Below are 22,614 nucleotides of genomic sequence, written 5' to 3'. Positions count from 1 at the left end.
ACGGGCTTGCTTGCGGGGTCAGTTGCGGGCCAGCAGCTCCTCCACCTCGGTCTCGGTCGGCATCGCCGAGGAGCAGGACAGGCGTGAGGCGACGATCGCGCCCGCCGCGTTGGCGAAGCGCACGGTGCGCTCCAGGTCCCAGCCGGCCAGCAGGCCGTGGCAGAGCGCCCCGCCGAAGGCGTCGCCGGCGCCGAGCCCGTTGACCACCTCGACCGGGCACGGCGGGACCTCGACGGCGGTGCCGTCGCGGTGCGCGGCCAGGACGCCGCGCGGGCCCTGCTTGACCACGGCGAGTTCGGGCCCGGCGTCCAGCAGGGCGAGTGCCGCGGCGTGCGGTTCGCGCACCCCGGTGGCGACCTCGCACTCGTCGAGGTTGCCGACGGCGACGGTGGCGTGGGCGAGCGCCTCCTCGTAGAAGGAGCGGGCGAGTTCGCGCAGGCCGGCCTCTCCCCCGGCGCCCGGCCCGTCCCCGACACCGCCTCCGGCACCGACACCGCCCCCGCCCCCGACACCGCCCCCGTCCCCGGGGCCGGGCCAGAGCGTCGGCCGCCAGTCCAGGTCGAGGACGGTGAGGGGGCTGCGTCCGCGGGCGCGGAGGGCGGTGAGGGTGGCGGAGCGGCTGGGTTCCTGCGACAGGCCGGTGCCGGTGGTCCACAGGACGCGGGCGGCGCGGAGTGCGTCCAGGTCGAGTTCGGCGGCCTCGATCCACAGGTCGGGGGCCTTGGGTTCGCGGTAGAAGTACAGGGGGAAGCTGTCGGGCGGGAAGATCTCGCAGAAGGTGACGGGGGTCGGGTACGGGCCCGCCGGGGACACCCAGCGGTCGTCGACGCCGAACTCCCGCAGCGCCCGGTGGACGTACTCGCCGAACGGGTCGTCACCGGTGCGGCTGACCAGGGCGCAGGCGCGGCCCAGCCGGGCGGCCGCCACCGCGACGTTGGCGGGCGAGCCGCCCAGGAACCGGCCGAAGGTCTCCACCTCCGGAAGGGGGACGCCGGTGCGGAGTGGGTAGATGTCCACTCCGACGCGCCCCATGGTGACCACGTCGAACACTTCGCTCATCGGAACAGACCCTTCCCCGGCCGGAGCCGGGCCACCCGTCCAAGGAGTTCGTGATGACCCTCCGGGGAATCCTCGGTGTCGCCGTCGTCGGTGCGGGCCGCATGGGCGCCGACCACGTGCGCCGTCTGGACCGGGCGACCAGCGGCGCGCGGGTCGCCGCCGTCGCCGACGTCGACCGGGAGCGCGCCGAGCGGGCCGCGGACGGCGTCGAGGACTGCGCCGTTCACTCCGAGCCGCTCGCCGTCCTCGACGACCCGGCCGTCGGCGCGGTCCTGGTGGCCTCCCCCGGGCCGGCCCACGAGGAGGTGCTGACGGCCGCCCTGGAGCGCGGGCTGCCCGTGCTGTGCGAGAAGCCGCTGACCCCCGACCCGGAGTCCGCGCTGCGCGTGGTGCGGGCGGAGGCCGCCCTGGGCCGGCGGCTGGTGCAGGTCGGTTTCATGCGCCGCTACGACGCGGGTTTCCGGAAGCTGAAGTCGCTGGTGGACAGCGGGGTCCAGGGGCGTCCGCTGATGCTGCACTTCCGGCACCGCAACGTCTCGTCCCCGCCCGGTTTCACCGGCCCGATGACGATCCGGGACTCGGCGGTGCACGAGTTCGACACCGTGCGCTGGCTGCTGGGCCAGGAGATCACTGCGGTGACCGTGGTGCGGCCCGCCGCCTCCTCCGGCGCCCCCGAGGGCCTGGGCGATCCGCAACTGCTGCTGCTGGAGACGTCCCGGGGGGCCGTCGCCGACGTCGAGCTCTTCCTGAACTGCGGGTTCGGCTACCAGGTGGCCTGCGAGGTCGTCTCCGAGCGGGGCACCGCGCGCACCGGCGACGAGACCGGGCCGGTAGTCGAGGGCCCCGGCGCCCGGTGCCGCGAGATCCCGCCGGACTACCTCGTCCGCTTCGCCGACGCCTACGACCTCCAGGTGCAGCGCTGGGTCGACGCCGCCCGCCGCGGCACGGTGGAGGGGCCGGACTGCTGGGACGGCTACGCGGCGGCCGCGGTCTGCGAGGCGGGCGTGCGCGCCCGGGAGACGGGCGCACGGGTGGCCGTGGAGACGGAAGCGCCGCCGGACCTGTACCGCTGACCCCGGCCGGGCCGGGCGTCCCCGGCCCCGCGCCGCCGGGCTGCGGGCGGACCCCCGCCGCCCCCGTGCCGCCGGGCCCCGTGCCGCCGGGCCCCGCGCGGGTCCGCGCCGCTGCGGGGCGGCGGGTCCCGGGCGCCGGGCGGTCACGTCCCCGGCAGGGGCTGCTCGGCCCAGATGGTCTTGCCGGTGGGGGTCTGGCGGGTGCCCCAGCGCTGGGTGAGCTGGGCGACCAGGAGGAGGCCGCGGCCGCCCTCGTCGAAGGTGCGGGCGCGGCGCAGGTGGGGGGCGGTGCTGCTGGCGTCGGAGACCTCGCAGATCAAGGTGGTGTCCTTGATCAGCCGCAGCTGGATGGGGGGCGAGGCGTGGCGGATGGCGTTGGTGACCAGTTCGCTGACGACCAGTTCGGTGGTGAAGGCGGCCTCCTCCAGTTCCCAAGCGGCCAGCCGCCGGGAGACCAGCCTGCGGGCGTCCGCGACGACGGCGGGGTCGGCGGGCAGGTCCCAGGTGGCGACGTGCTCGGAGTCCAGGGCGCGGGTGCGGGCGAGCAGCAGGGCGATGTCGTCGGTGGGACGCTGGGGCCGCAGGGCCTTCAGGACGGTGTCGCAGGTCTGCTCCAGGGGCCGGTGCGGCCCGGAGAGGACCTCGCGCAGCCGCTGCATGCCCTGTTCCGTGTCGTGCTCGGCGTTCTCGACCAGCCCGTCGGTGTAGAGGGCGAGGAGGGTGCCCTCGGGCAGTTCGACCTCGACCGCCTCGAAGGGCAGGCCGCCGACGCCCAGCGGGGGGCCCGCGGGCAGGTCGAGGTACTCGAACCGCCCGTCGGGGGTGACGAGGGCGGGCAGGGGGTGGCCGGCGCGGGCCAGGGAGCAGATCCGCGAGACCGGGTCGTAGACCGCGTACAGGCACGTCGCGCCGGTCTCGCCCACGGGGTGCTCGATCTCGCCGCGGCCCTCCGGGCCCTCCTCGGTGTCGAGGCGCACCACGAGGTCGTCCAGGTGGGTGAGGAGCTCGTCGGGGGGCAGGTCCACGTCCGCGAGGGTGCGCACCGCGGTGCGCAGCCGGCCCATGGTGGCCGAGGCGTGCAGGCCGTGGCCGACGACGTCGCCGACGACCAGGGCGACCCGGGCGCCGGACAGCGGGATCACGTCGAACCAGTCGCCGCCCACCCCGGCCCTGGGGCCGGCCGGCAGGTAGCGGGAGGCCACCTGCACCGCCGACTGCCGGGGCACCCCGTGCGGGAGCATGCTGCGCTGGAGGGTGATGGCGGTGGCGCGCTCGCGGGTGTAGCGGCGGGCGTTGTCGACGGCCACCGCCGCCCTGGCCGCGATCTCCTCGGCGAGGAGCAGGTCGTCGTCGTCGAAGGGTTCCTGGGTGCGGTGGCGCAGGAACACGGCGAAGCCGAGGTTGGCGCCGCGCGCCTGCAGGGGCACCACCATTCCCGAGTGGACCCCGTACTCGACGATGCTCCTCTCCCTCTCCGCCCGCGCGAGGGCCCACCGGAGGATGAGGGGGTCGTCGGCGTAGTAGCGGGCGGCCCGGCCGGTGGCCAGGGCCCGGGCCGGCGGGGAGTCCGGGGGGCAGGAGTCAAAGTCCCCGATCGGGACCCCGGCCTCGGGGCAGCCGGGCAGGACGGACTGCTGGGCGACCCGCCGGAAGCGGGCCTGCCCGCCGGGCTGCGGCTCCTGCGGCTCCTCGCCCCGGCAGACGTCCTCCAGCAGGTCGACGCCGACGAAGTCGGCGAACATGCCGACGGCCACGTCCGCCAGTTCCTGCGCGGTGCGGGTGACGTCGAGGGTGGTGCCGATGCGGGTGCCGGCCTCGGAGAGCACCGCCAGCCGGCGGCGGGCCCAATGCTGCTCGGTGTCGTCGAAGGCCAGGACCCCGCCGCCCTGCACCCGCCCGTCCGGGTCCTTGACGGGGAAGACGAACACCGACCAGGCGTGGTCCCGGGTCTCGCCGGGGCTCCGGTCGTAGATGCGGTGGTGGAGGGTCCGCCCGGTGCGGAGCACCTGCTCCTGGAGCCGTTCCAGCTCGACGACGCCCGACCGGGACTCGATCTCGCTCAGGCGCAGCCCCAGCATGGCCTCCTCCGGCATGCCAGTCAGGTGCACCATCTGCTCGTTCGCCCCGGTCAGGCGCGCCCGGCCGTCGTAGACGGCCACCGGGAAGGGCAGCTGCTCCAGGGCCCGCGCCCCGAGCGGCCCGAGCAGCCCGGCGGCCGCGGCCGCGGCCGCCGGGCCGGGGGCCGCGGACGGGTTCGCGGCGGCGGCGGTGGACGGGGCGGGGCGGGCGGACGGGCCGCGGGGGGCGGGTTCGTCCGCGGTGACGAACCAGTGGCGGGTGCCGTCGGCGCCCTGCAGCGGGTGCGCCCGGAGGCGGACGGGCACCGGGCGGCCGCTGCGGTGCCGCAGGAGGATCTCCCCGTGCCACTCCCGGCCCAGGTCCATGCTGCGCTGCGCCACTTCCGGCAGGGGCCTGGCCAGGAGGGCGGCCCCGGGGCGCCCCACGGTCTCCTCCCGGGAGTGGCCCAGCATCAGGCGCGCGCCCTCGCTCCAGGCCAGCACCAGTCCCTGGTCGTCCAGTGAGGCGGCGGCCACCGGACGGCCGGCGGCGTCCTCGTCCATCGGCGTGCCTCCCGCCTTCCTCGCACGGCCGCTCCCGGCCTCCTCCGGGCCCGCTGCGCAGCGCCGCCCGCCGTGATCGTCCCTCTTCCGATCCTTCCCGACCACTCGGGGGCAAACCGGGCCGGGCCCGGGGGCGGCACGGCGCGGGCGGGGCCGCGGCCGCCTCCTGCGGCCGCGGCCCCGCCCGCGCGGGTCGTCAGGCCCGGTTCAGCAGGGACCTGAGGACTTCGGTGAGGATCCGCTCCGGGTCCTCCGCGGCGCTCTCCGAGCGCCAGGCCATGAATCCGTCCGGGCGCACCAGGACCGCGCCGTCGTCCGCCGCACGGTGGACCTTCGCCCAGTCGGCGCCGTCCTCGGGCGCCAGGTCGCACCCCGGCCCCTCGCCGACCCGGTGGACCTCCAGGGGGACGCCGAGCCGTCCGGCGACCCGCTGGGCCGCCTCCTGCCAGGCCGCGCCGCCCGCCCCGGTGAGCAGGACCGGCACCCGCTCGTACAGGTCCAGCGTGGACAGCCGCTCGCCGCCGCGGCGCAGCCACATGTGCGGGGCCCGGCAGCCCGGCTCCGCCGCGGGGCGGAACTGCTCGGGCACGGCCGGCAGGGAGGGGTCGACGCCGACGACGGCGCCGGAGGTGTAGCGGTAGCCCAGGACCACCGCCATCACGTTGCCCTGGCGTCCGACGCCGGGCACGGCCTCGTAGCCGGGGTGGCTGTGCTCGGCGGAGCGGCCGGAGGCCCGCTCGGCCGTCGCCCTCGCCACCGGGCGCCGCTCGGCCTCGTAGGTGTCCAGCAGGCCGGGGCCGGCCCAGCCGTCGATGACGGCGGCGAGCTTCCAGGCGAGGTTGTGCGCGTCCTGGATGCCGGTGTTGGCGCCGAAGGCCCCGGTGGGGGACATCTCGTGGGCGGAGTCGCCGGCGAGGAAGACGCGGCCGCTGCCGTAGCGGTCGGCCACCCGTTCGGCGGCGTGCCAGGGGGCCTTTCCGGTGATCTCGACCTCGAGGTCGGGCACTCCTGTGGCGGTGCGGATGTGCTGCGCGCACCGCTCGTCGGTGAACTCCTCCAGGTCCTCGCCGTCCTCGGGGTGCCAGGGGGCGTGGAAGACCCAGTTCTCCGCGTTGTCCACCGGCAGCAGGGCGCCCTCGGCCTCGGGGTTGGTGATGTAGCAGGCGATGAAGCGGCGGTCGCCCACCACGTCGGCCAGTCCCTTGGCCCGGAAGGTGACGCTGACGTTGTGGAACAGCGCGCCGGGCCCGGTCTGCCCGATGCCCAGCCGCTTCCGCACGGGGCTGCGGGGGCCGTCCGCGGCGACCAGGTAGTCGGCGCGCACGGTGCGCCGCCCGCCGCTCGCGCGGTCGAGCAGTTCGGCGGTGACGCCGTCGGCGTCCTGTTCGAAGGAGACCATCTCGGTGCCGAACCTGATGTCGGCGCCGAGGTCGGCGGCGTGCCGCAGCAGGACGGGCTCCAGGTCGTTCTGGCTGCCCAGGCACCAGCCGCTGGGGCTGATGAGGGCGAGCCTGCCGTCGGGGTCCATCTCCTTGAACAGCCATTCGGCGTCCGTCCCGGTGAGGGAGTGCGCCTGCAGGATGCCGTGGTTGCCGGCCAGGACGGACGCGGCCTCGCGGATGTCGCCCTCCACCCCGGCGGTGCGGAACAGCTCCATGGTGCGGACGTTGTTGCCCCGTCCGCGGGGGTGGTGCGAGGTGGTCGCGTGCTTCTCGACCAGCAGGTTCCTGATGCCCAGTCGGCCCAGGAAGAGGGACGTGGACAGTCCCACCAGGGAACCGCCCACGACGAGGACCGGCACCCGGTCGTCGGTCTTCGGGGTCATCGCTTGCTCCAGCCTGTGGATGGGATAGGGCCCGGCCGTCCGGCCGCCGCCTCCGGCGGTGCCCGGGGTGGTTCTCTCCCCGCCCGGGAGGGTCGGTTTGCCCCTGTTCGCCCGGATGGCCTGTCAAAATCGCGCCTCCCTTGACTTCGCACCACGATCACTTCTGTGCACCCGTCACGGAACGCCTGCCGCCCACCGGCGGCCGGCGGACCGGACGGGGAACCGCCAACGGGGAACCGGGGGCCGGCCGGCAACGGCCCGGACCCGGAACGTCTCGGGGGAGGGAACGCCCCGCCGCCGCACCGGCGACGCGCAGGACCGTCGACCCTCCTGCACCGTCTCCGACCTGGCACCGCCGGGCGGTGACCGCCACCGCCCGCACCGCCGGGCCGCTCCCTCGCGTAAGGAGAAACGAGAACATGACGACACTGTCCGAGAGGCCCCATGCCGCCCCCGTCCGCCCGGACGTGCCGGACGGCCCGGGCGGGCCGAAGGGCTCACGGCTGCGCGTGCTGCTGATGCTCGACCTCCACGAGGGCGCGGGCGACCGGTTCCTGGACGCCTACGAGGACCTGCGGCACCTGGTCGCCGCCACCCCCGGGCACATCAAGGACCAGCTGTGCCAGTCGATCGACGACCCCTCGCAGTGGCTGATCACCAGCGAGTGGGAGGACGCCCGTCCCTTCCTGGAGTGGGTGGACAGCCAGGAGCACCGGGACATGGTCAAGCCGATGCGCGTGTGCATCCGCGAGATGCGCTCGCTGCGCTTCGAGGTCGTCCGGGAGACGTCGGGCCCCGCCGACACCGGCGCCCCCGCCCCCGACGGCACCCCGCGCACACAGGCGCACGGCACACAGGCGAACGGCGCACAGGCGAACGGCACAAAGGCGAACGGTGCGCACGGCCCCGCCTCGCGGCCGTGCGCCGACGGCGTCGTCCGGCACGGCCTCACCTTCACCGTGCGTCCCGGCAGCGAGCAGGCGGTGGCCGAGATCATGTCCGGCTACGCCGTCCCGGAGACGCGGGTCGACGACGAGACCCGGCTGCTGCGCACCTCGCTGTTCATGCACCGCAACCGGGTGGTGCGGGTGATCGAGGTCGGGGGCGACCTGGCCGCCGCACTGCGGCACGTGGCGGCCCAGCCCGAGGTGCAGGCCGTCGAGGACGCGGTGCGCCCCCACCTGGAGGAGAACCGCGACCTGGGCAGCCCGGAGGCCGCCCGGGAGTTCTACGCCCGCGCGGCCCTGCCGCTGTTCCACCACGCGGCCGCCGACGGGCCCGTGCCCGGCGACGCGCGGCGCCGCGCCTTCCTGTACCCCGTGCGGCCCGGGTGCGGCGGGGAGCTGGCCCGGCTGCTGGCGCGCCGGGACGACGAGGCGGTGGCCGACCCGGCCCACCCCGTGGTGCGCAGCACCGTCCTGCGGCGCGACGACACCGTCGTGCGGGTCGTCGACACGCGCACCGCACCGGAGGACGGGCCCGCCGCGGTGCTCGGACTCGGCACCCCCCGCCAGGCCGCCGCCGCCCTCCGGCTGCTGGAGGCCGGAGCGGAAACCGACACGGCCGGCGAAGAGGGGCTGCGGAGCCTCCTCGCCGACTGCGACATGGCCCTGGTCACCGACCGACTGGCCCAGGACCGATGACACCGCGCCCGCGCCGGACGCGGCAGTACCGCCCTCATCTCCCGAGGAGAACACCATGACCACGCAGCTCCCACGCATCGTCAACCTCGACGAGGCCCCGCCCAACCGCCGCCGCGGCGGCGACCTGCGCGCCATGCTCACCCCCAAGACGGTGGGCTCCACCAGCGGGTTCATGGGCGTGGCCATCATGAAGCCGGGCGAGCGGATCGGCGAGCACTACCACCCGTACTCCGAGGAGTTCGTGTACGTCGTCTGCGGCGACCTCGAGGTGGACCTGAACGGCACCACCGTGCCGCTGCGCCCCGAGCAGGGCCTGATGATCCCGATCGACATGCGGCACCGCTTCCGCAACGTGGGCAACGTGGAGGCCCGCGTGGTCTTCCACCTGGGCCCGCTCGCCCCGCGCCCCGAACTCGGCCACGTGGACACCGAGGTCACCGAGGGTTCCGACGAGGGCATGGTCGGCGGCGGGGCGGTGCCGCCCGAGCCCGCCGGGGCGGCCACGTGACCCGGCGCGTGGCGGTCACCGGAATCGGCATCGTCGCTCCCGGAGGGGTGGGCGTCCCGGCGTTCTGGGACCTGCTGACCGCGGGCCGCACCGCCACCCGCGGCATCACCCTCTTCGACGCGTCCGGGTACCGCTCCCGGGTCGCCGCCGAGTGCGACTTCGACCCGGCGGCCTGCGGCCTGGACGACGAGCAGATCGCGACCGCCGACCGGTACGTGCAGTTCGCCCTGGCCGCCGCGGCCGAGGCGGTGCGCGCCTCCGGTCTCGACCTGGCCGCCGAGGACCCCTGGCGGGTGGGGGTGTCGCTGGGCTCCGCGGTCGGCGGCACCACCCGCCTGGAGCACGACTACGTCCTGGCCAGCGCCTCCGGGAGCCGCTGGGACGTGGACCACCGCCGGGTCGGGCCGCACCTGGAGCGGGTGTTCGCACCCAGCACCCTGGCCTCGCACGTGGCGGAGGCGCACGGCGCCCACGGCCCGGTGCAGACCGTCTCGACGGGCTGCACCTCCGGCCTGGACGCCATCGGCTACGCCTTCCACAGCATCGAGGAGGGACGGGCGGACATCGTCCTGGCCGGCGCCGCGGACTCGCCGATCTCCCCGATCACCGTGGCCTGCTTCGACGCCATCAAGGCGACCACGGCGAACAACGACGACCCGGCCGGCGCCTCCCGCCCCTTCGACGCCCGCCGGGACGGCTTCGTCCTGGGCGAGGGCGGCGCCGTCCTCGTCCTGGAGGAGCTGGAGCACGCCCGGCGCCGCGGCGCCGAGGTGCTGTGCGAGGTCGGCGGCTTCGCCACCTTCGGCAACGCCTACCACATGACCGGGCTGACCACCGAGGGCCTGGAGATGTCCCGGGCCATCGACGAGGCACTGGCGCACGCCCGGGCCGACAGGACCGAGGTCGACTACGTCAACGCCCACGGCTCGGGCACCAAGCAGAACGACCGGCACGAGACCGCGGCGGTCAAGAGGTCGCTGGGCGAGCACGCCTACGAGACCCCGATGAGCTCGATCAAGTCCATGGTCGGGCACTCGCTGGGGGCCATCGGAGCGATAGAGGTCGTGGCCTGCACCCTGGCCCTGGCCCGCGGTGTCGTCCCCCCGACCGCGAACTACGAGGTCCCCGACCCCGAGTGCGACCTGGACTACGTGCCCAGGACGGCGCGCGAGATGCCGCTGCGGACAGTGCTGTCCGTCGGCAGCGGGTTCGGCGGCTTCCAGTCCGCGGTGGTCCTCCGCCGCACGGGAGCGAGGTAACGATGGATTCACCGACGAAACGGCGCACGGCCCTCACGGGCATGGGCGTGGTCGCCCCCAACGGCGTGGGCGCCGACGCCTTCTGGAAGGCGACCAAGGAAGGGGTGAGCGTCCTCGACCCGATCTCCCGGGAGGGGTGCGAGCACCTCCCGCTGAAGGTCGCCGGCGAGATCCGGTCCTTCGACCCGGCATCGGTGATCGAGGGCCGGTACCTGGTCCAGACCGACCGGTTCACGCACCTCGCGATGGCGGCGGCCGACCTCGCCCTGGAGGACGCCCGGCTCGACACCGCCGACGGCTCGCCGTTCGCGGTGGGCGTGGTGACCGCCACCGGTTCCGGCGGCGGGGAGTTCGGCCAGCACGAGCTGCAGCGGCTGTGGGGGCAGGGACCCCGCTTCGTCGGCCCCTACCAGTCCATCGCCTGGTTCTACGCGGCCAGCACCGGCCAGATCTCCATCCGCGGGGGCTTCAAGGGCCCCTGCGGGGTGGTGGCCAGTGACGAGGCGGGCGGACTGGACGCCCTCGCGCACGCCCGCCGCGGCATCCGGCGCGGCACGGACGCGATGGTCGTCGGGGCCGCCGAAGCCCCCCTGGCCCCGTACTCGATCGTCTGCCAGCTCGGCTACGACGAGCTCAGCCGGTCGGCGGACCCCGCGCGGGCCTACCTCCCCTTCAGCGCGGACGCCTGCGGGTTCGTGCCCGCCGAGGGCGGCGCGATGTTCGTGGCGGAGGAGGAGTCGGCGGCCCGCCGCCGCGGCGCACCGGTCCGGGCGGTCGTCGCCGGGCACGGGGCCACCTTCACCGGTACCGCCGGGTGGGAGCGGTCCCGGGAGGGCCTGGCCCGTGCCGTCCGGACGGCACTGGAGGACGCGGCGTGCGCGCCGGAGGAGGTCGACGTGGTCTTCGCCGACGCCCTCGGCGTGCCCGAGGCCGACCGCGCCGAGGCGCTGGCGATCACCGACGCCCTGGGGCCGCACGGCTCGCGGGTCCCGGTGACCGCGCCCAAGGCCGGCACCGGACGGGCCTACTGCGGCACCGCCCTGCTGGACACCGCCGCCGCGGTGCTCGCCATGGAGCACGGCGTCGTGCCGCCCACCCCGGGCGTCACCGACGTCTGCCACGACATCGCCCTGGTGACCGGCCTGGCCCGGACCGCCGAGCTGCGCACCGCACTGGTGCTCTCCCGGGGGCTCATGGGCTCCAACTCGGCCCTGGTGCTGCGCCGGGGCGACGCACCGACCTGACCCGCCGCCCTTCCCCGCGCCCCGCCGGGGCGCCCGGGGCGGCCCTACCGACAAGGAGAAACCCCTGATGGAACCTCTGCTCACCTTCGCCGAACTGGCCTCGTTGATGAGCAGCCGCGCCGGCGTGGCGATCGACGCGGCCGAGCTGGAGCGCCGGTCGGACTCCGCCTTCACCGAGCTCGGCCTGGACTCCCTGGGCCTGCTGGGCATCGTGGGCGAGCTGGAGAACCGCCACGGCTCGGTCCCCTCGGGAGCCGAGATGTGCAGGACCCCCCGCGAGTTCGTCGAGCTCGTCAACCAGTCGATGCCCGCAGGAGCCTGACATGAACCAGCACACCACCGGCACCCCCGGCCACACCGAGAACGAGATCGTGATCGCGGCCCCCCTGGACCTGGTCTGGGACATGACCAACGACCTCGAGAACTGGCCGCAGCTGTTCAGCGAGTACGCCTCGGTCGAGGTGCTGGAGCGGGAGGGCGCCAGGACCGTCTTCCGCCTCACCATGCACCCCGACGAGAACGGCAAGGTCTGGAGCTGGGTCTCCGAGCGCGAGCCCGACCGGCGGAGCCTGACCGTGCGGGCCCGCCGCGTCGAGCCCGGCCCGTTCGAGCACATGGACATCCACTGGGAGTACAAGGAGATCCCCGGCGGCACGCTGATGCGCTGGATCCAGGACTTCGCGATGCGCCCCGACGCGCCCGTGGACACCCCCGGGATGACCGAGCGCATCAACCGCAACTCGGTGGTCCAGATGGAACTCATCCGGGACAAGGTCGAGCAGCGCGCCCGCGAGCGCGGCACCGCGGCGGAGCCGGCCGTCACCGGCTGACACGCCCCGGCCGGCCGGCGCGGTACTCCCGGCCGGCGCCCCGCCACCGGCCGGGCCGCCACCCCGGCGGCCCGGCGGGCCCGGCGCCCTCCCTCCCCCTTCTCCCCCTCCCCCTTCTCCCCCTCCCTCCCCGCTCCCCCGGCCCCCAGACGGGCCTCACCACCCACCCCGGGCACCGAGAAGCCCGTCCCAGGAAGGAACCCGACGCATGCACCGCGTCCTGATCGTCGCCCGTATGAAGCCCGAGTCCGCCCCCGACGTCGCCGACGTCTTCGCCGAGTCCGACCGCGGCGAACTGCCGCACCTGATCGGAGTCACCGGCCGCAGCCTGTTCCAGTTCGGCGAGCTGTACATGCACCTGGTCGAGTCCGAGACCCCGCCCGGCCCCCAGGTCGCCCGCTACACCAAGCACCCGGAGTTCCAGGACATCAGCCGGAAGCTCCGGCCCTACATCGAGGCCTACGACCCGGAGACCTGGCGGGTCCCGAAGGACGCCATGGCCAACGAGTTCTACCGCTGGGAGCGCGAGGGAAGCACCTCCATCTCCCTGTGAACCACCCCTGACGGCCGACGGACACCGGAGGAACCCACCCATGGTCGAGATCGACGACCGGCCGACCACCCGCGCACCCGACACGCCCGGCACGCCCGACTGGGTCCGGTGCGAGGGCTGCGCCGCGCTGGTCTACGGCAAGCGCTTCACCCGCCTGCTGCGGGTGTGCCCGGACTGCGGCCGTCACGACCGCCTGACGGCGCACCAGCGGCTGGAACACCTGCTCGACCCCGGCTCGGCCGTGCCCCTGGAGGAGGTGGAGCCCCTCGACGACCCCCTGGCCTTCACCGACACCCGGCCCTACCCCGAACGGCTGGAACAGGCCCGTGCGGCCACCGGCCTGCGGGAGGCGGTGGTGTGCGTGCGGGGCAGCATCGAGGGAAAGCCCCTGGTCGTGGCCGCCATGGACTTCCGGTTCCTCGGCGGCAGCCTGGGCTGTGGGGTCGGCGCGCTGATCGCCGGGGCCGCCCGCACCAGTCTGCGCGAGCGCGTCCCGCTGCTGATCGTCACCGCCTCCGGCGGCGCACGGATGCAGGAGGGCGTGCTGTCCCTGATGCAGATGGCCAAGACCGCGCAGGCGCTCGCCGAGCTCGACGAGGCGGGGATCCTGACGGTCTCCCTGATCACCGACCCCACCTACGGGGGCGTGGCGGCGTCCTTCGCCACCCTCACGGACGTGATCCTCGCCGAGCCGGGGGCCAGGCTCGGCTTCGCCGGGCCGCGGGTGATCGAGCAGACCATCGGCGAGAAGCTGCCGGAGGGCTTCCAGACCGCGGAGTTCCTGCTCGCGCACGGCATGGTGGACGACGTCGTGGCGCGGCCCGCCCTGCGGGGCGTCCTGGCGCGGCTGCTCTCCCTCCGGCCCGCCCCCGGCCCGGACGCGGACGGGCGGGCCGCCGCGGACGCGCAGGCCGCCGCGGACGCGCAGGCCGCCGCGGACGCGCAGGCCGCCGCGGACGCGCAGGCCGCCGCGGACGGGCGGGCCCCGGCGGGGCCCCGTCCCGGGAGCCTGCTGCGGCGGGCCGAGGACCTCCCCGACCGGGACTCCTGGGAGGCGGTGCGCCTGGCCCGGCACGCCGACCGCCCCACCTCCCTCGACTACATCGGGCACCTGGTGGACGACTTCCACGAGCTGCACGGCGACCGGCTCCACGAGGACTGCCCCGCCGTCGTGGGCGGACCGGGGCGCCTGGGCGGCCGGCCGGTGATGCTGATCGGCCACCACAAGGGCGGTGCCGACCTGTCCGAGCGCCGCCGCCGCCTGTTCGGCATGCCGACCCCCGGCGGCTACCGCAAGGCGGCCCGGCTCATGCGGCTGGCCGCCAAGCTGGGCATGCCGGTGGTCACCCTGGTCGACACCCCCGGCGCCAACCCCGGGCCGGACGCGGAGCGGGGCGGCCAGGCGCTCGCCATCGCCGAGAACCTGCGGCTGATGTCGCAGCTGCCGGTGCCGATCGTCACCGTCGTCGTGGGCGAGGGCGGCAGCGGGGGCGCGCTGGCCCTGGCCGTCGCGGACCGGGTGCTCGTCAGCGCCAACGGCGTCTACTCGGTGATCAGCCCCGAGGGCTGCGCGGCCATCCTGTGGAAGGACCCCAAGGCCGTGCCCGCCGCGGCGTCCGCACTGCGCATGCACGCCGGGGAGCTGCTGCGCCTCGGCATCGTCGACGGGGTCGTCCCCGAACCGCCGGGCGGCGCCCACAGCGACCACGCCGAGGCGGCCCTGCTCCTCGGCGACGCCCTGTCCGAGGCCCTCGACGAACTGGTGCCGTGGGAGCCCGGCCGGCTGCTCCGCGAGCGCAGGGAGCGGTTCCACCGCTTCGGCGTCGAGACGCCCGACCTGCCGGAAGAAACCCCTGAAGAGGTGCATCGTTGATGATCAACAGTGATACGCGGGAACACCGCGAGAACGGCCACCGGCCGGTCGGCGTGATGGGCGAGATCGTCGCCGCCGACCCCGTGCAGCACGCCAACGTGCAGCACGCGAGCGGGCAGCAGCAGGCCAACGGGCAGGCGCCGCCGTCGCAGGCCGCCCTGGACTCGGTGTGCCGCAGCGTGACGGAACTGGCCAGGACCGCGCCCGAGCCCCCGAGCCGGATCAGGCTGCAGCACGGGCAGACGACGGTCGAGATGGAGTGGCCGGGCCCGGCGCCCGTGCCCGCCCCCGCCGCGGCCGCCGTGGCCGCGGCCGCCGCACCCGCCGCGGCCGCCGTCGCCGCCGGCCCGGCCCCGGAGGCGGCCCCCGCCGCCCAGGACCGGCTGCGGTACGTGTGCGCCCCGATGGTCGGCACCTTCTACCACGCCCGCGAGCCGGAGGCGCCGCCGTTCGTCTCGGTCGGCGACCTGGTCCGGCCCGGCCAGCCCGTCGGGATCCTCGAGGTCATGAAGATGATGAGCACCGTCGAGGCCGACGTGGCCGGACGGGTCGTCGAGGTCGTCGCGCCCAACGGGCAGCCCGTGGAGTTCCAGCAGCGCCTCCTGGCCGTGGAGCCGCTTTCCGACGACGAGGCGGACGACCGCCGCTAGGCGGGCTCCGCCCCGAGAACGCCGCCGCCCCCCGCGCACTCCGCCGGGGGTCCGGCGGGCGTTCCGACACCGCAGAGAGGTGACCGCATGTTCTCTACCGTCCTCGTCGCCAACCGGGGGGAGATCGCGCTGCGGGTGGCCCGCACCTGCCGCGAACTCGGCCTCCGGACGGTGGCGGTCCACTCCACCGCGGACCGTGACTCCGCGGTCGTCCGCTTCGCGGACGAAGCAGTCCAGATCGGGCCCCCCGCGGCCAGGGGCAGCTACCTCAACATCCCCGCGATCGTCGAGGCGGCCCAGCGCACCGGCGCGCAGGCCGTCCACCCGGGTTACGGGTTCCTCTCCGAGGACCCCGACTTCGCGGAGATCTGCGAGGAGAACGGGATCACCTTCATCGGGCCGTCCCCGGAGGTGATGCAGCAGCTCGGCGACAAGGCCGCGGCCCGCACGCTGATGGCGCAGGCCGGGCTGCCCGTGCTGCCGGGCAGCACCGGCGCCCTGGCCTCCTCCGCGGAGGCCAAGGAGACCGCCCAGCAGGTCGGCTACCCGGTGATCCTCAAGGCCGTGGCCGGCGGCGGCGGACGCGGGATGGCCGTGGTCCGCAGCGCCGACGGCCTGGTGCGCGCCTACAACGAGACGCGGGCCCACGCCCGGGCCGTCTTCGGCGACGACCGCCTCTACCTGGAGCGGTACGTCGAGGACGCCCGGCACATCGAGGTGCAGGTGATCTGCGACCGGCACGGCGCGGCGGTGCACCTGGGCGAGCGGGACTGCTCGGTGCAGCGGCGCCACCAGAAGCTGATCGAGGAGTCCCCCGCCCCGAACCTTCCCGATTCCCTGCGCACGGAGATGTGCGAGGCGGCGGTGCGCGGCGCGAAGGCCGTCGGGTACGCCGGGGCGGGGACGTTCGAGTTCGTCCTGGCCCCGTCCGGCGAGTTCTACCTGATGGAGATCAACTGCCGGCTCCAGGTGGAGCACCCGGTCACCGAGATGGTCACCGGGATCGACATCGTCCGCGAGCAGATCCTCGTCGCCGCCGGGCTCCCGCTGAGCATCCGTCAGTCCGACGTGGTGGTGCGCGGATCGTCCGTGGAGTGCCGGATCAACGCCGAGAACCCCGCCCGGGGGTTCGTCCCGACCCCCGGCCCGCTGACCGAGTTCGTGACGCCGGGCGGGCCGTTCGTGCGGGTCGACACCCACGCCCACCCGGGCTGGACGATCGGCCCCGACTACGACTCGCTGCTGGCGAAGGCCGTGGTGTGGGCCCCCGACCGGGCCCAGGCCGTCGCCCGCATGGACCGCGCGCTGAGCGAGTTCCGGATCGACGGCCGGGGGGTGCGCACGACCATCGACTTCCTGCGCCGCACCCTGGCACGCCCGGAGTTCCGCTCGGCCACGCACACCACCGGGCTGGTCGACACGATGACCGCGGAACCGGCCCCCGCCCCGGAACCGGCCCCCGCCCCGGCCCCCGAGGGTGCGTCCGGGCGGGCCGAGGAGGCACCCGCCGGAGTCTCCTGACGGACCGTCGCCCCTGCGGCACCGCCCCCGGGCAACGCGGCTCCCGGCGCTCGACGCGCCGGGAGCCGCGTTGCTCCCGCAGTGGTGGGCCCAACGAGTGAAAACGGCCGCTCCCGCCACCTGAAGGGCCCACATACGGGCCCCGGTACGGCGTTTTCCGGTGGCAGACCGGGCCCGGGTGACTGACGGTGAGGTAGGCGTCACTGTGATTCCCGAGCTGACGAACCGTCAGCCGTCGCAGGCAGCGCCGGAAGGATCACTCCCCATGCGTTCTGCTCGCACGCTTCTCGCCGCGACCGCGGTCGCCGCAGCGCTGACCATGGGTGGCGGTGTCGCCCATGCCGACCAGTCCCCCGACGACCACGGCTACTCCAACTCCTCCGGTGGCGACCACGGCAAGGACTGGAAGCACGAGGACGACCACGGCAAGGACTGGAAGCAGGAGAAGGACTGGAAGCACGAAGGCGACCACGACAAGGACTGGAAGCACGACAAGGACTGGAAGCACGAAGGCGGCTACGACAAGGACTGGAAGCAGGAGAAGGACTGGAAGCACGAGGACGACTACGGCAAGAAGGACGAGGGCGGCAAGTACGAGGAGTCCGGTAAGTACGAGGACTCCAAGAAGGACGACTACGGCAAGTACGAGGACTCCAAGAAGGACGACTACGGCAAGTACGAGGACTCCAGGAAGGACGAGCACAAGGAGTACGGCGGGGGCAAGGGGAACGACTACGACAAGCCCCGCGGCGGCGTGCACACCGGCGGCGGCGGCATGGCCCTCTCCGGGAGCGGCATGGCCTCCGGCGCGATCCTGCTCCTCGGCGGTCTCGGCGCCGGCGCCTACGCCCTGCGCCGCCGCACCCCTGCCGGCACCGCGGTCTGAACCCGCCCGCTGCCGTATGCCTCTCGGCGTGGCCACCGTCCGCACCGCGGCGGTGGCCACGCCGGCGCCGGACGCAGACCGCACCGTCCCCGAAGAAAGGCACCGCCGTGAAGGACACGCAGGCCCCGACCGAGAAGACTCCCGCGACGAAGGAACCGAAGGCACCCGAGAACGGCAGCCGTCTCCTGCGCTGGGCCGCCGGATCGGCGCTCATCGGGCTCCTGCTGATCTACAACTCCGTGGACGCCTCGTCGTCCTCGCCGTCCGAGCCGGCCGCCGCGGGCGCCCCCACCGTCGCCGCCGGCGCCCCGCCCGGCACCCCGCCCGGCTCCCCCGCGAACGATCCGGCCGGGCCGTCCGCCGACGCCCAGGGGCCGGGCGGGCCCGCCATGCCGTCCTCCGCCCCGAAGCGCCTCACCATCCCCCGGATCGGGGTGAACGCCCCGTTCAGCGAACTGGGCCTGGACGAGAACGGCACGCTGGAAGCGCCGTCGCCCGACGACAACAACCTGGTCGGCTGGTACGCGGACGGCGTCACGCCCGGTGAGCGCGGCAACGCGATCGTGGCCGGCCACGTGGACACCAAGACGGGCCCGGCCGTCTTCTGGCGGCTCGGCACGGTCACTCCCGGAACCACCGTGAACATCACCCGCGAGGACGGCAGCACCGCCGTGTTCACCGTCGACGCGGTGGAGACCTTCGCCAAGGACGACTTCCCCGACGAGCGGGTCTACGGGCACACCGACGACGCCCAGCTGCGCCTGATCACCTGCGGCGGCAACTACGACAAGAAGGCCAAGGACTACACGGCCAACGTCGTGGTCTTCGCGCACCTGCAGTCCTACCGCGCCCCCTGATCCCTCCCCGGCCGCGGAGGGCGGTCGTCACCGGCGGCGCAGGATGCCGCGGGCGGTGGCGGCCGCCACCGCGGCGGTCCGGGAGTCGACCCCGAGCTTGGTGTAGACGTGCACCAGGTGGGACTTGACGGTGGCCTGGCTCAGGTGGAGCCGCCTGCTGATCTGCAGGTTGGACAGCCCTTCCGCCACCAGTTCCAGGACCTCGGTCTCCCGGCGGCTGAGGGCGGCCGCCGGGGTGCGGACCCGGTCCATGAGGCGGTTGGCGACCGCGGGCGCGAGGGTGGTCCGGCCCTCCGCCGCCGCGCGCACCGCCGCGGCGAGCTCCTCGGGCGGCGCGTCCTTGAGGAGGTAGCCGGTGGCCCCGGCCTCCACGGCGGCGAGGGTGTCGGCGTCGGTGTCGTAGGTGGTGACCACCAGCACCCGGGGTGCGCCGGGGCGCGAGGTGATCGCTGCCGTGGCCTCGGAGCCGCTCATCCCGCCGCCGAACTGGAGGTCCATCAGGACCACGTCGACCCGGTGCTCGGCCGCCAGGGCGACGGCCTCCTCGGCCGTCGGCGCCTCGGCGACGACCTCCAGGCCGGGCTCGGTGGCCAGGACGGCGCGCAGGCCCGCGCGGACCACCGGGTGGTCGTCGGCGATCAGCAGGCGGATCGGTTCACTCATCGGCGGTCCTCACGAAGGGGTCGGCGGCCGGGCCGGATCCGCGGACGCCCCCGGCGCGCCCGGCCCCGGGCTCCTGGGCGGCAGCGGGTTTCCGGACGGCGGGCTCCTCGGCCCCGGACTCCTCGGCCCCGGACTCCTGGGCCCCGGACTCCTCGGCCCCGGACTCCTGGGCCCCGGGCTCCTGGGCGGCGCGGGGCAGCATGGCGGCCAGGGCGGTCCCCTGGCCGGGCGCGGACTCCACGGTCAGCACGCCGCCCAGCGCCCGGGTCCGGGCGCGCATCGCGGCCAGTCCGAAGCCGCCGCGGTCGGAGCCCCCGCCCGGCGGTGGCACCGCTGCGGGGTCGAAGCCCGTCCCGTCGTCCACCACGTCCAGCGCGACCTGGGTGTCCATGTAGCTCAAGGTCACCTCCGCCTGCGTCGCGCGGGCGTGCCGGACCGTGTTGGACAGGGCCGACTGGGCGATGCGCAGCAGGGCCACCTCGTGCGTGGTGGGCAGGGCGCAGGGGTGGCCGGAGACGTGGAAGTGCACCGGCAGCCCGTGCTGGGCGGCGGTGGTGGCGCACAGCCGCTCCAGGGCGGCGGACAGGGAGGAGCCCTCCAGGCCGGGCGGGGTCAGGGCGCGGACGAACCGGCGCGCCTCGGCGAGGTTGTCCTGGGCCGCCTGCCGGGCCTGGCGGACGTACTCCTGCGCGTCCCCGGCCCCGTCGGGCAGCGCCCGCTCGGCGGCCCGCAGCAGCAGCTGGATGCTGGACAGCCCCTGGGCGAGGGTGTCGTGGATCTCGCGGGCCAGCCTCTCCCGCTCGGCCATGACGCCGGCGGCGTGGTCGGCGGCGGCCAGGCCCTCCCGGGCCTCGGTGAGCTCCTCGACGACCCGCCGGCGCTCCTCGCTCTCCCGGTACAGCGCCTGGTAGCCGAGGACGGTGGCGACCGCGACCGCCGCCCCCAGGACCGGCCCGACGACCGTGCCCACGCTCGGCCCGCCCCGGTGCCAGGCGAAGCCGGCGACCGCCGCGACCGTGGTGGCCGCGACCGCGGCCGTGCCCCAGCGCACGGGCAGCAGCTGCAACTGCACGAAGAAGAGCGGGAAGGCCAGCCAGATCCCGTCGGGGGCCAGCCACAGCAGCACCAGCCACGCCCCGCCGAGGACGAGGAGCCACACGGCGGGGCCCCGCCCCCACCGGGTGACCGGCAGCAGGGGGCCGGCCGCGTAGACGGCGCCGGTCAGTACCGCCGCCGCGGTCACCGCGGCGCCGTCCGGCCCGCCGGCGACCAGGGCCCGGCCCGCCGCGAGCGCCAGCAGCCCCGCGACGAGCAGGTGCAGCAGCCGGCTCATGAGGCGGAGGACGGGGGTGAGGGGAGGAAGGTTCACAGCCCTTCCACTGTAAGCAGACCCCGAGGGGCGGCCATCGATCAAAAGGTTGACCGCTGCCTGCACCCTTCGATGCCGGAGGACCGGTCCGCGGCGCGATGCCCCGGCGGGGCCCCGGGACGGAGGGTGGGGGGTGCACAGACCACCCCCCACCGGAAGGACCGCGCCCGTCATGTTCGTCGCCTGGAGAGACCTGCGGTTCGCCAAAGGGCGGTTCGCCCTGATGGGAACCGTCGTCGTGCTGATCACCGCACTGGTCGGGATGCTGTCCGGGCTGACCGCCGGGCTGGGCCGGGAGAACGTCTCCGCCGTCACCGGCCTGCCGGCCGACCGCCTGGCCTTCTCCGCCCCGGCCGACGGGCAGGAGCTGTCCTTCACCGACTCCTCGGTGACCGAGGAGCAGTGGCGCCGGTGGGCCGCGGCCCCGGGCGTGGAGAGCGCCGAGCCGCTGGGCGTGACCACCGTCCGGGCGGAGGCGGACGGGCGCACCGCGTCGGTGTCCGCCTTCGGCGTGCGGCCCGGCTCCGGCCTCGCCCCGCAGGAGGACGCGCTCCGGGACGGGCGCGCGGTCCTGTCCGAGGGCGCCGCCGAGGAACTGGGCCTCGCCCCCGGCGAGGACCTCGTCCTGTCCGGCGGCCGGGAGCTGAAGGTGGCCGCCGTCTCCGGCGACGCCTCCTACAGCCACACCCCCGTGGTGTGGACGTCCCTGGACGACTGGCAGCACCTGGCCCGGCCGGCCGCCGGCGGGGACGCGGACGGCCCGCGGGCCACCGTGATCGCCCTGACCACGGCCGACGGCTTCGACGACACCGACCGGGCCGCCGCCGACGAGGCCGCCGGCACCGAGACCGCCACCCGTGACGACGCCCTGCAGGCCATCGGCTCCTTCGCCGCCGAGAACGGCTCCCTGCAGCTGATGCGCGGCTTCCTGTTCGTCATCTCCGCCCTGGTCGTGGGCGCCTTCTTCACCGTCTGGACCATCCAGCGCAGCGGCGACGTCGCCGTGCTGAAGGCGCTCGGCGCCTCCACCGGCCACCTGCTGCGCGACGCCCTCGGCCAGGCCCTCGTCCTGCTCGCGGCCGGCACCGCGGCCGGCACCGCGATCGCGGCCGCCCTCGGCGCCGCGGTCGGCGGCAGCGTGCCCTTCGTCCTGGACGCGGAGACCGTCGCCGTCCCGGCCCTGGTCATGACCGCCCTCGGCACCGCGGGCGCCGCCCTGTCCGTCCGCCGCATCACCTCCGTCGACCCGCTGACCGCCCTGGGGAGCGCCCGATGAGCCTGAACCTGACCGACGTCACCCTGACCTACCCCGACGGAGACGGCCGCCTGACCGCCCTGGACCGGGTCGACCTTCAGGTGCCCCCCGGCAGCGTGACGGCCGTGGTCGGCCCCTCGGGCTCCGGCAAGTCCAGCCTCCTGGCCGTGGCCGCCACGCTGATCACCCCGGACAGCGGGCGGGTCGTCGTCGACGGCACCGACACCACCGGGCTGTCGCGGCGCGAACTGGCGGCCCTGCGCCGCACCACGATCGGCATGGTCTTCCAGCAGCCCAACCTGCTGCCGTCGCTGACCGCGGCCGAGCAGCTGCAGGTCATGGCGCACCTCGCCGGCCGCTCCCCCCGCGCGGCGCGGCCCCGGGCGCTGGAGCTGCTCGAGGCGGTCGGACTGGCCGGGCAGGCCGACCGGCGCCCCCACCAGCTCTCCGGGGGCCAGCGCCAGCGGGTCAACATCGCCCGCGCGCTGATGAACGAGCCGCGGGTGCTGCTGGTCGACGAACCCACCAGCGCCCTGGACCACGAGCGCGGCGCCGCGGTCGTCGGACTGGTCACCGAACTGACCCGCCTGCGGGGCACCGCCACCGTCCTGGTCACCCACGACCACGCCCACCTCGGCGCGGCCGACCGGGTCGTCGAGGTCCGCGACGGCCGCCTGACCGTGCCCGCCGCGGCCTGACCCCCGCCCGACCGTCCGCCCCCCCGACCACGCCTCCCGACCCCCGACCACGCCTCCCGGCAGGGCCGGCGCCTCCCGGCAGCACCGGGGACGCCGGCCCTGCCGGTCGTCGTCCCGTCTGCTCCCCTGCCGTGCCGGAGCCCGCCCCGCCGGGACCTTCGGCCGCCGCCCGGCCCGTCCGGTCCCCTGCGGAAACCCGCCGCCCGGCACATGCTGGAGGGGAGGAC

The 22,614-nt window shown here is 75.3% G+C and carries 20 protein-coding genes; 15 read left to right on the top strand and 5 right to left on the bottom strand.

Going from position 1 to position 22,614, the window contains the following annotated elements; translation table 11 throughout:
- Window positions 1-18 precede the first annotated feature (18 nt).
- Window positions 19-1,059 (bottom strand): 5-dehydro-2-deoxygluconokinase, encoded by a 1,041-nt coding sequence (gene iolC / locus GQS52_RS13930; RefSeq protein WP_182313749.1) that lies wholly within the window; start codon window positions 1,057-1,059, stop codon window positions 19-21.
- 53 nt (window positions 1,060-1,112) lie between these two features.
- Here iolC and GQS52_RS13925 point away from each other — a divergent pair, with 53 nt between their 5' ends.
- Window positions 1,113-2,132, top strand: a complete 1,020-nt coding sequence (locus tag GQS52_RS13925; RefSeq protein ID WP_182313748.1) for a Gfo/Idh/MocA family oxidoreductase — start codon at window positions 1,113-1,115, stop codon at window positions 2,130-2,132.
- Between the two features lie 143 nt (window positions 2,133-2,275).
- On the opposite strand, the gene GQS52_RS13920 is transcribed toward GQS52_RS13925, so the two are convergent.
- On the bottom strand, window positions 2,276-4,753 hold the full coding sequence (locus GQS52_RS13920) for a SpoIIE family protein phosphatase (protein ID WP_182313747.1): 2,478 nt from the start codon (window positions 4,751-4,753) through the stop codon (window positions 2,276-2,278).
- Window positions 4,754-4,949: 196 nt separating this feature from the next.
- Window positions 4,950-6,578: an FAD-dependent monooxygenase gene (locus GQS52_RS13915; protein WP_182313746.1), complete on the bottom strand. Its 1,629-nt coding sequence runs from the start codon at window positions 6,576-6,578 to the stop codon at window positions 4,950-4,952.
- Between the two features lie 419 nt (window positions 6,579-6,997).
- On the opposite strand from GQS52_RS13915, the gene GQS52_RS13910 reads away from it, so the two are divergent.
- From GQS52_RS13910 to GQS52_RS27820, 12 genes are all read left to right on the top strand, one after another.
- Window positions 6,998-8,221, top strand: a complete 1,224-nt coding sequence (locus GQS52_RS13910) for a SchA/CurD-like domain-containing protein (protein WP_182313745.1) — start codon at window positions 6,998-7,000, stop codon at window positions 8,219-8,221.
- Between the two features lie 55 nt (window positions 8,222-8,276).
- Window positions 8,277-8,729: a cupin domain-containing protein gene (locus GQS52_RS13905; protein WP_182313744.1), complete on the top strand. Its 453-nt coding sequence runs from the start codon at window positions 8,277-8,279 to the stop codon at window positions 8,727-8,729.
- Window positions 8,726-9,988, top strand: coding sequence for a beta-ketoacyl-[acyl-carrier-protein] synthase family protein (locus GQS52_RS13900; RefSeq protein WP_182313743.1), 1,263 nt, complete (start codon window positions 8,726-8,728; stop codon window positions 9,986-9,988). Before GQS52_RS13905 ends, GQS52_RS13900 begins: the two co-directional genes overlap by 4 nt.
- A gap of 2 nt (window positions 9,989-9,990) precedes the next feature.
- The gene (locus GQS52_RS13895) at window positions 9,991-11,232 is read left to right on the top strand and encodes a ketosynthase chain-length factor (protein ID WP_182313742.1); all 1,242 of its coding nucleotides are present in this window, start codon (window positions 9,991-9,993) and stop codon (window positions 11,230-11,232) included.
- 67 nt (window positions 11,233-11,299) lie between these two features.
- Complete coding sequence (locus GQS52_RS13890) at window positions 11,300-11,554, top strand: phosphopantetheine-binding protein (protein WP_182313741.1); 255 nt, start codon at window positions 11,300-11,302, stop codon at window positions 11,552-11,554.
- A gap of 1 nt (window position 11,555) precedes the next feature.
- Window positions 11,556-12,062 (top strand): SRPBCC family protein, encoded by a 507-nt coding sequence (locus tag GQS52_RS13885; RefSeq protein WP_182313740.1) that lies wholly within the window; start codon window positions 11,556-11,558, stop codon window positions 12,060-12,062.
- A gap of 208 nt (window positions 12,063-12,270) precedes the next feature.
- The gene (locus GQS52_RS13880; RefSeq protein WP_182313739.1) at window positions 12,271-12,615 is read left to right on the top strand and encodes a TcmI family type II polyketide cyclase; all 345 of its coding nucleotides are present in this window, start codon (window positions 12,271-12,273) and stop codon (window positions 12,613-12,615) included.
- A gap of 40 nt (window positions 12,616-12,655) precedes the next feature.
- On the top strand, window positions 12,656-14,488 hold the full coding sequence (gene accD, locus GQS52_RS13875) for an acetyl-CoA carboxylase, carboxyltransferase subunit beta (protein WP_182313738.1): 1,833 nt from the start codon (window positions 12,656-12,658) through the stop codon (window positions 14,486-14,488).
- Complete coding sequence (accB, locus tag GQS52_RS13870; RefSeq protein ID WP_259370769.1) at window positions 14,488-15,138, top strand: acetyl-CoA carboxylase biotin carboxyl carrier protein; 651 nt, start codon at window positions 14,488-14,490, stop codon at window positions 15,136-15,138. The genes accD and accB overlap by 1 nt, the downstream gene beginning before the upstream one ends.
- Window positions 15,139-15,225: 87 nt before the next feature.
- Window positions 15,226-16,659 (top strand): acetyl-CoA carboxylase biotin carboxylase subunit, encoded by a 1,434-nt coding sequence (gene accC / locus GQS52_RS13865; protein ID WP_182313737.1) that lies wholly within the window; start codon window positions 15,226-15,228, stop codon window positions 16,657-16,659.
- Between the two features lie 265 nt (window positions 16,660-16,924).
- A complete protein-coding gene (locus GQS52_RS13860) occupies window positions 16,925-17,545 on the top strand; it encodes a hypothetical protein (RefSeq protein WP_182313736.1) in 621 nt (206 codons plus the stop codon).
- 107 nt (window positions 17,546-17,652) lie between these two features.
- On the top strand, window positions 17,653-18,402 hold the full coding sequence (locus tag GQS52_RS27820; RefSeq protein ID WP_259370768.1) for a class F sortase: 750 nt from the start codon (window positions 17,653-17,655) through the stop codon (window positions 18,400-18,402).
- 27 nt (window positions 18,403-18,429) lie between these two features.
- Here the strand turns inward: GQS52_RS27820 and GQS52_RS13850 are convergent, their stop codons facing one another.
- Together GQS52_RS13850 and GQS52_RS13845 are read right to left on the bottom strand one after the other, a co-directional pair.
- Complete coding sequence (locus GQS52_RS13850; protein ID WP_182313735.1) at window positions 18,430-19,065, bottom strand: response regulator transcription factor; 636 nt, start codon at window positions 19,063-19,065, stop codon at window positions 18,430-18,432.
- Window positions 19,058-20,398 carry a sensor histidine kinase gene (locus tag GQS52_RS13845; RefSeq protein ID WP_182316436.1) on the bottom strand — a complete coding sequence of 447 codons (1,341 nt, stop codon included), beginning with the start codon at window positions 20,396-20,398 and terminating at the stop codon, window positions 19,058-19,060. Before GQS52_RS13845 ends, GQS52_RS13850 begins: the two co-directional genes overlap by 8 nt.
- Window positions 20,399-20,606: 208 nt before the next feature.
- Here GQS52_RS13845 and GQS52_RS13840 point away from each other — a divergent pair, with 208 nt between their 5' ends.
- The gene (locus GQS52_RS13840; protein WP_182313734.1) at window positions 20,607-21,710 is read left to right on the top strand and encodes an FtsX-like permease family protein; all 1,104 of its coding nucleotides are present in this window, start codon (window positions 20,607-20,609) and stop codon (window positions 21,708-21,710) included.
- The gene (locus GQS52_RS13835) at window positions 21,707-22,387 is read left to right on the top strand and encodes an ABC transporter ATP-binding protein (RefSeq protein WP_182313733.1); all 681 of its coding nucleotides are present in this window, start codon (window positions 21,707-21,709) and stop codon (window positions 22,385-22,387) included. Before GQS52_RS13840 ends, GQS52_RS13835 begins: the two co-directional genes overlap by 4 nt.
- Window positions 22,388-22,614: the final 227 nt, after the last annotated feature.

Origin of the sequence: Streptomyces sp. SCUT-3 (genome assembly GCF_014083985.1) — a bacterium.
Taxonomy (GTDB): Bacteria; Actinomycetota; Actinomycetes; order Streptomycetales; family Streptomycetaceae; genus Streptomyces_H; species Streptomyces_H thermolineatus.
The sequence above is the reverse complement of the archived record's forward strand: the minus strand, read 5'-3'. Positions and strand labels throughout refer to the sequence as shown.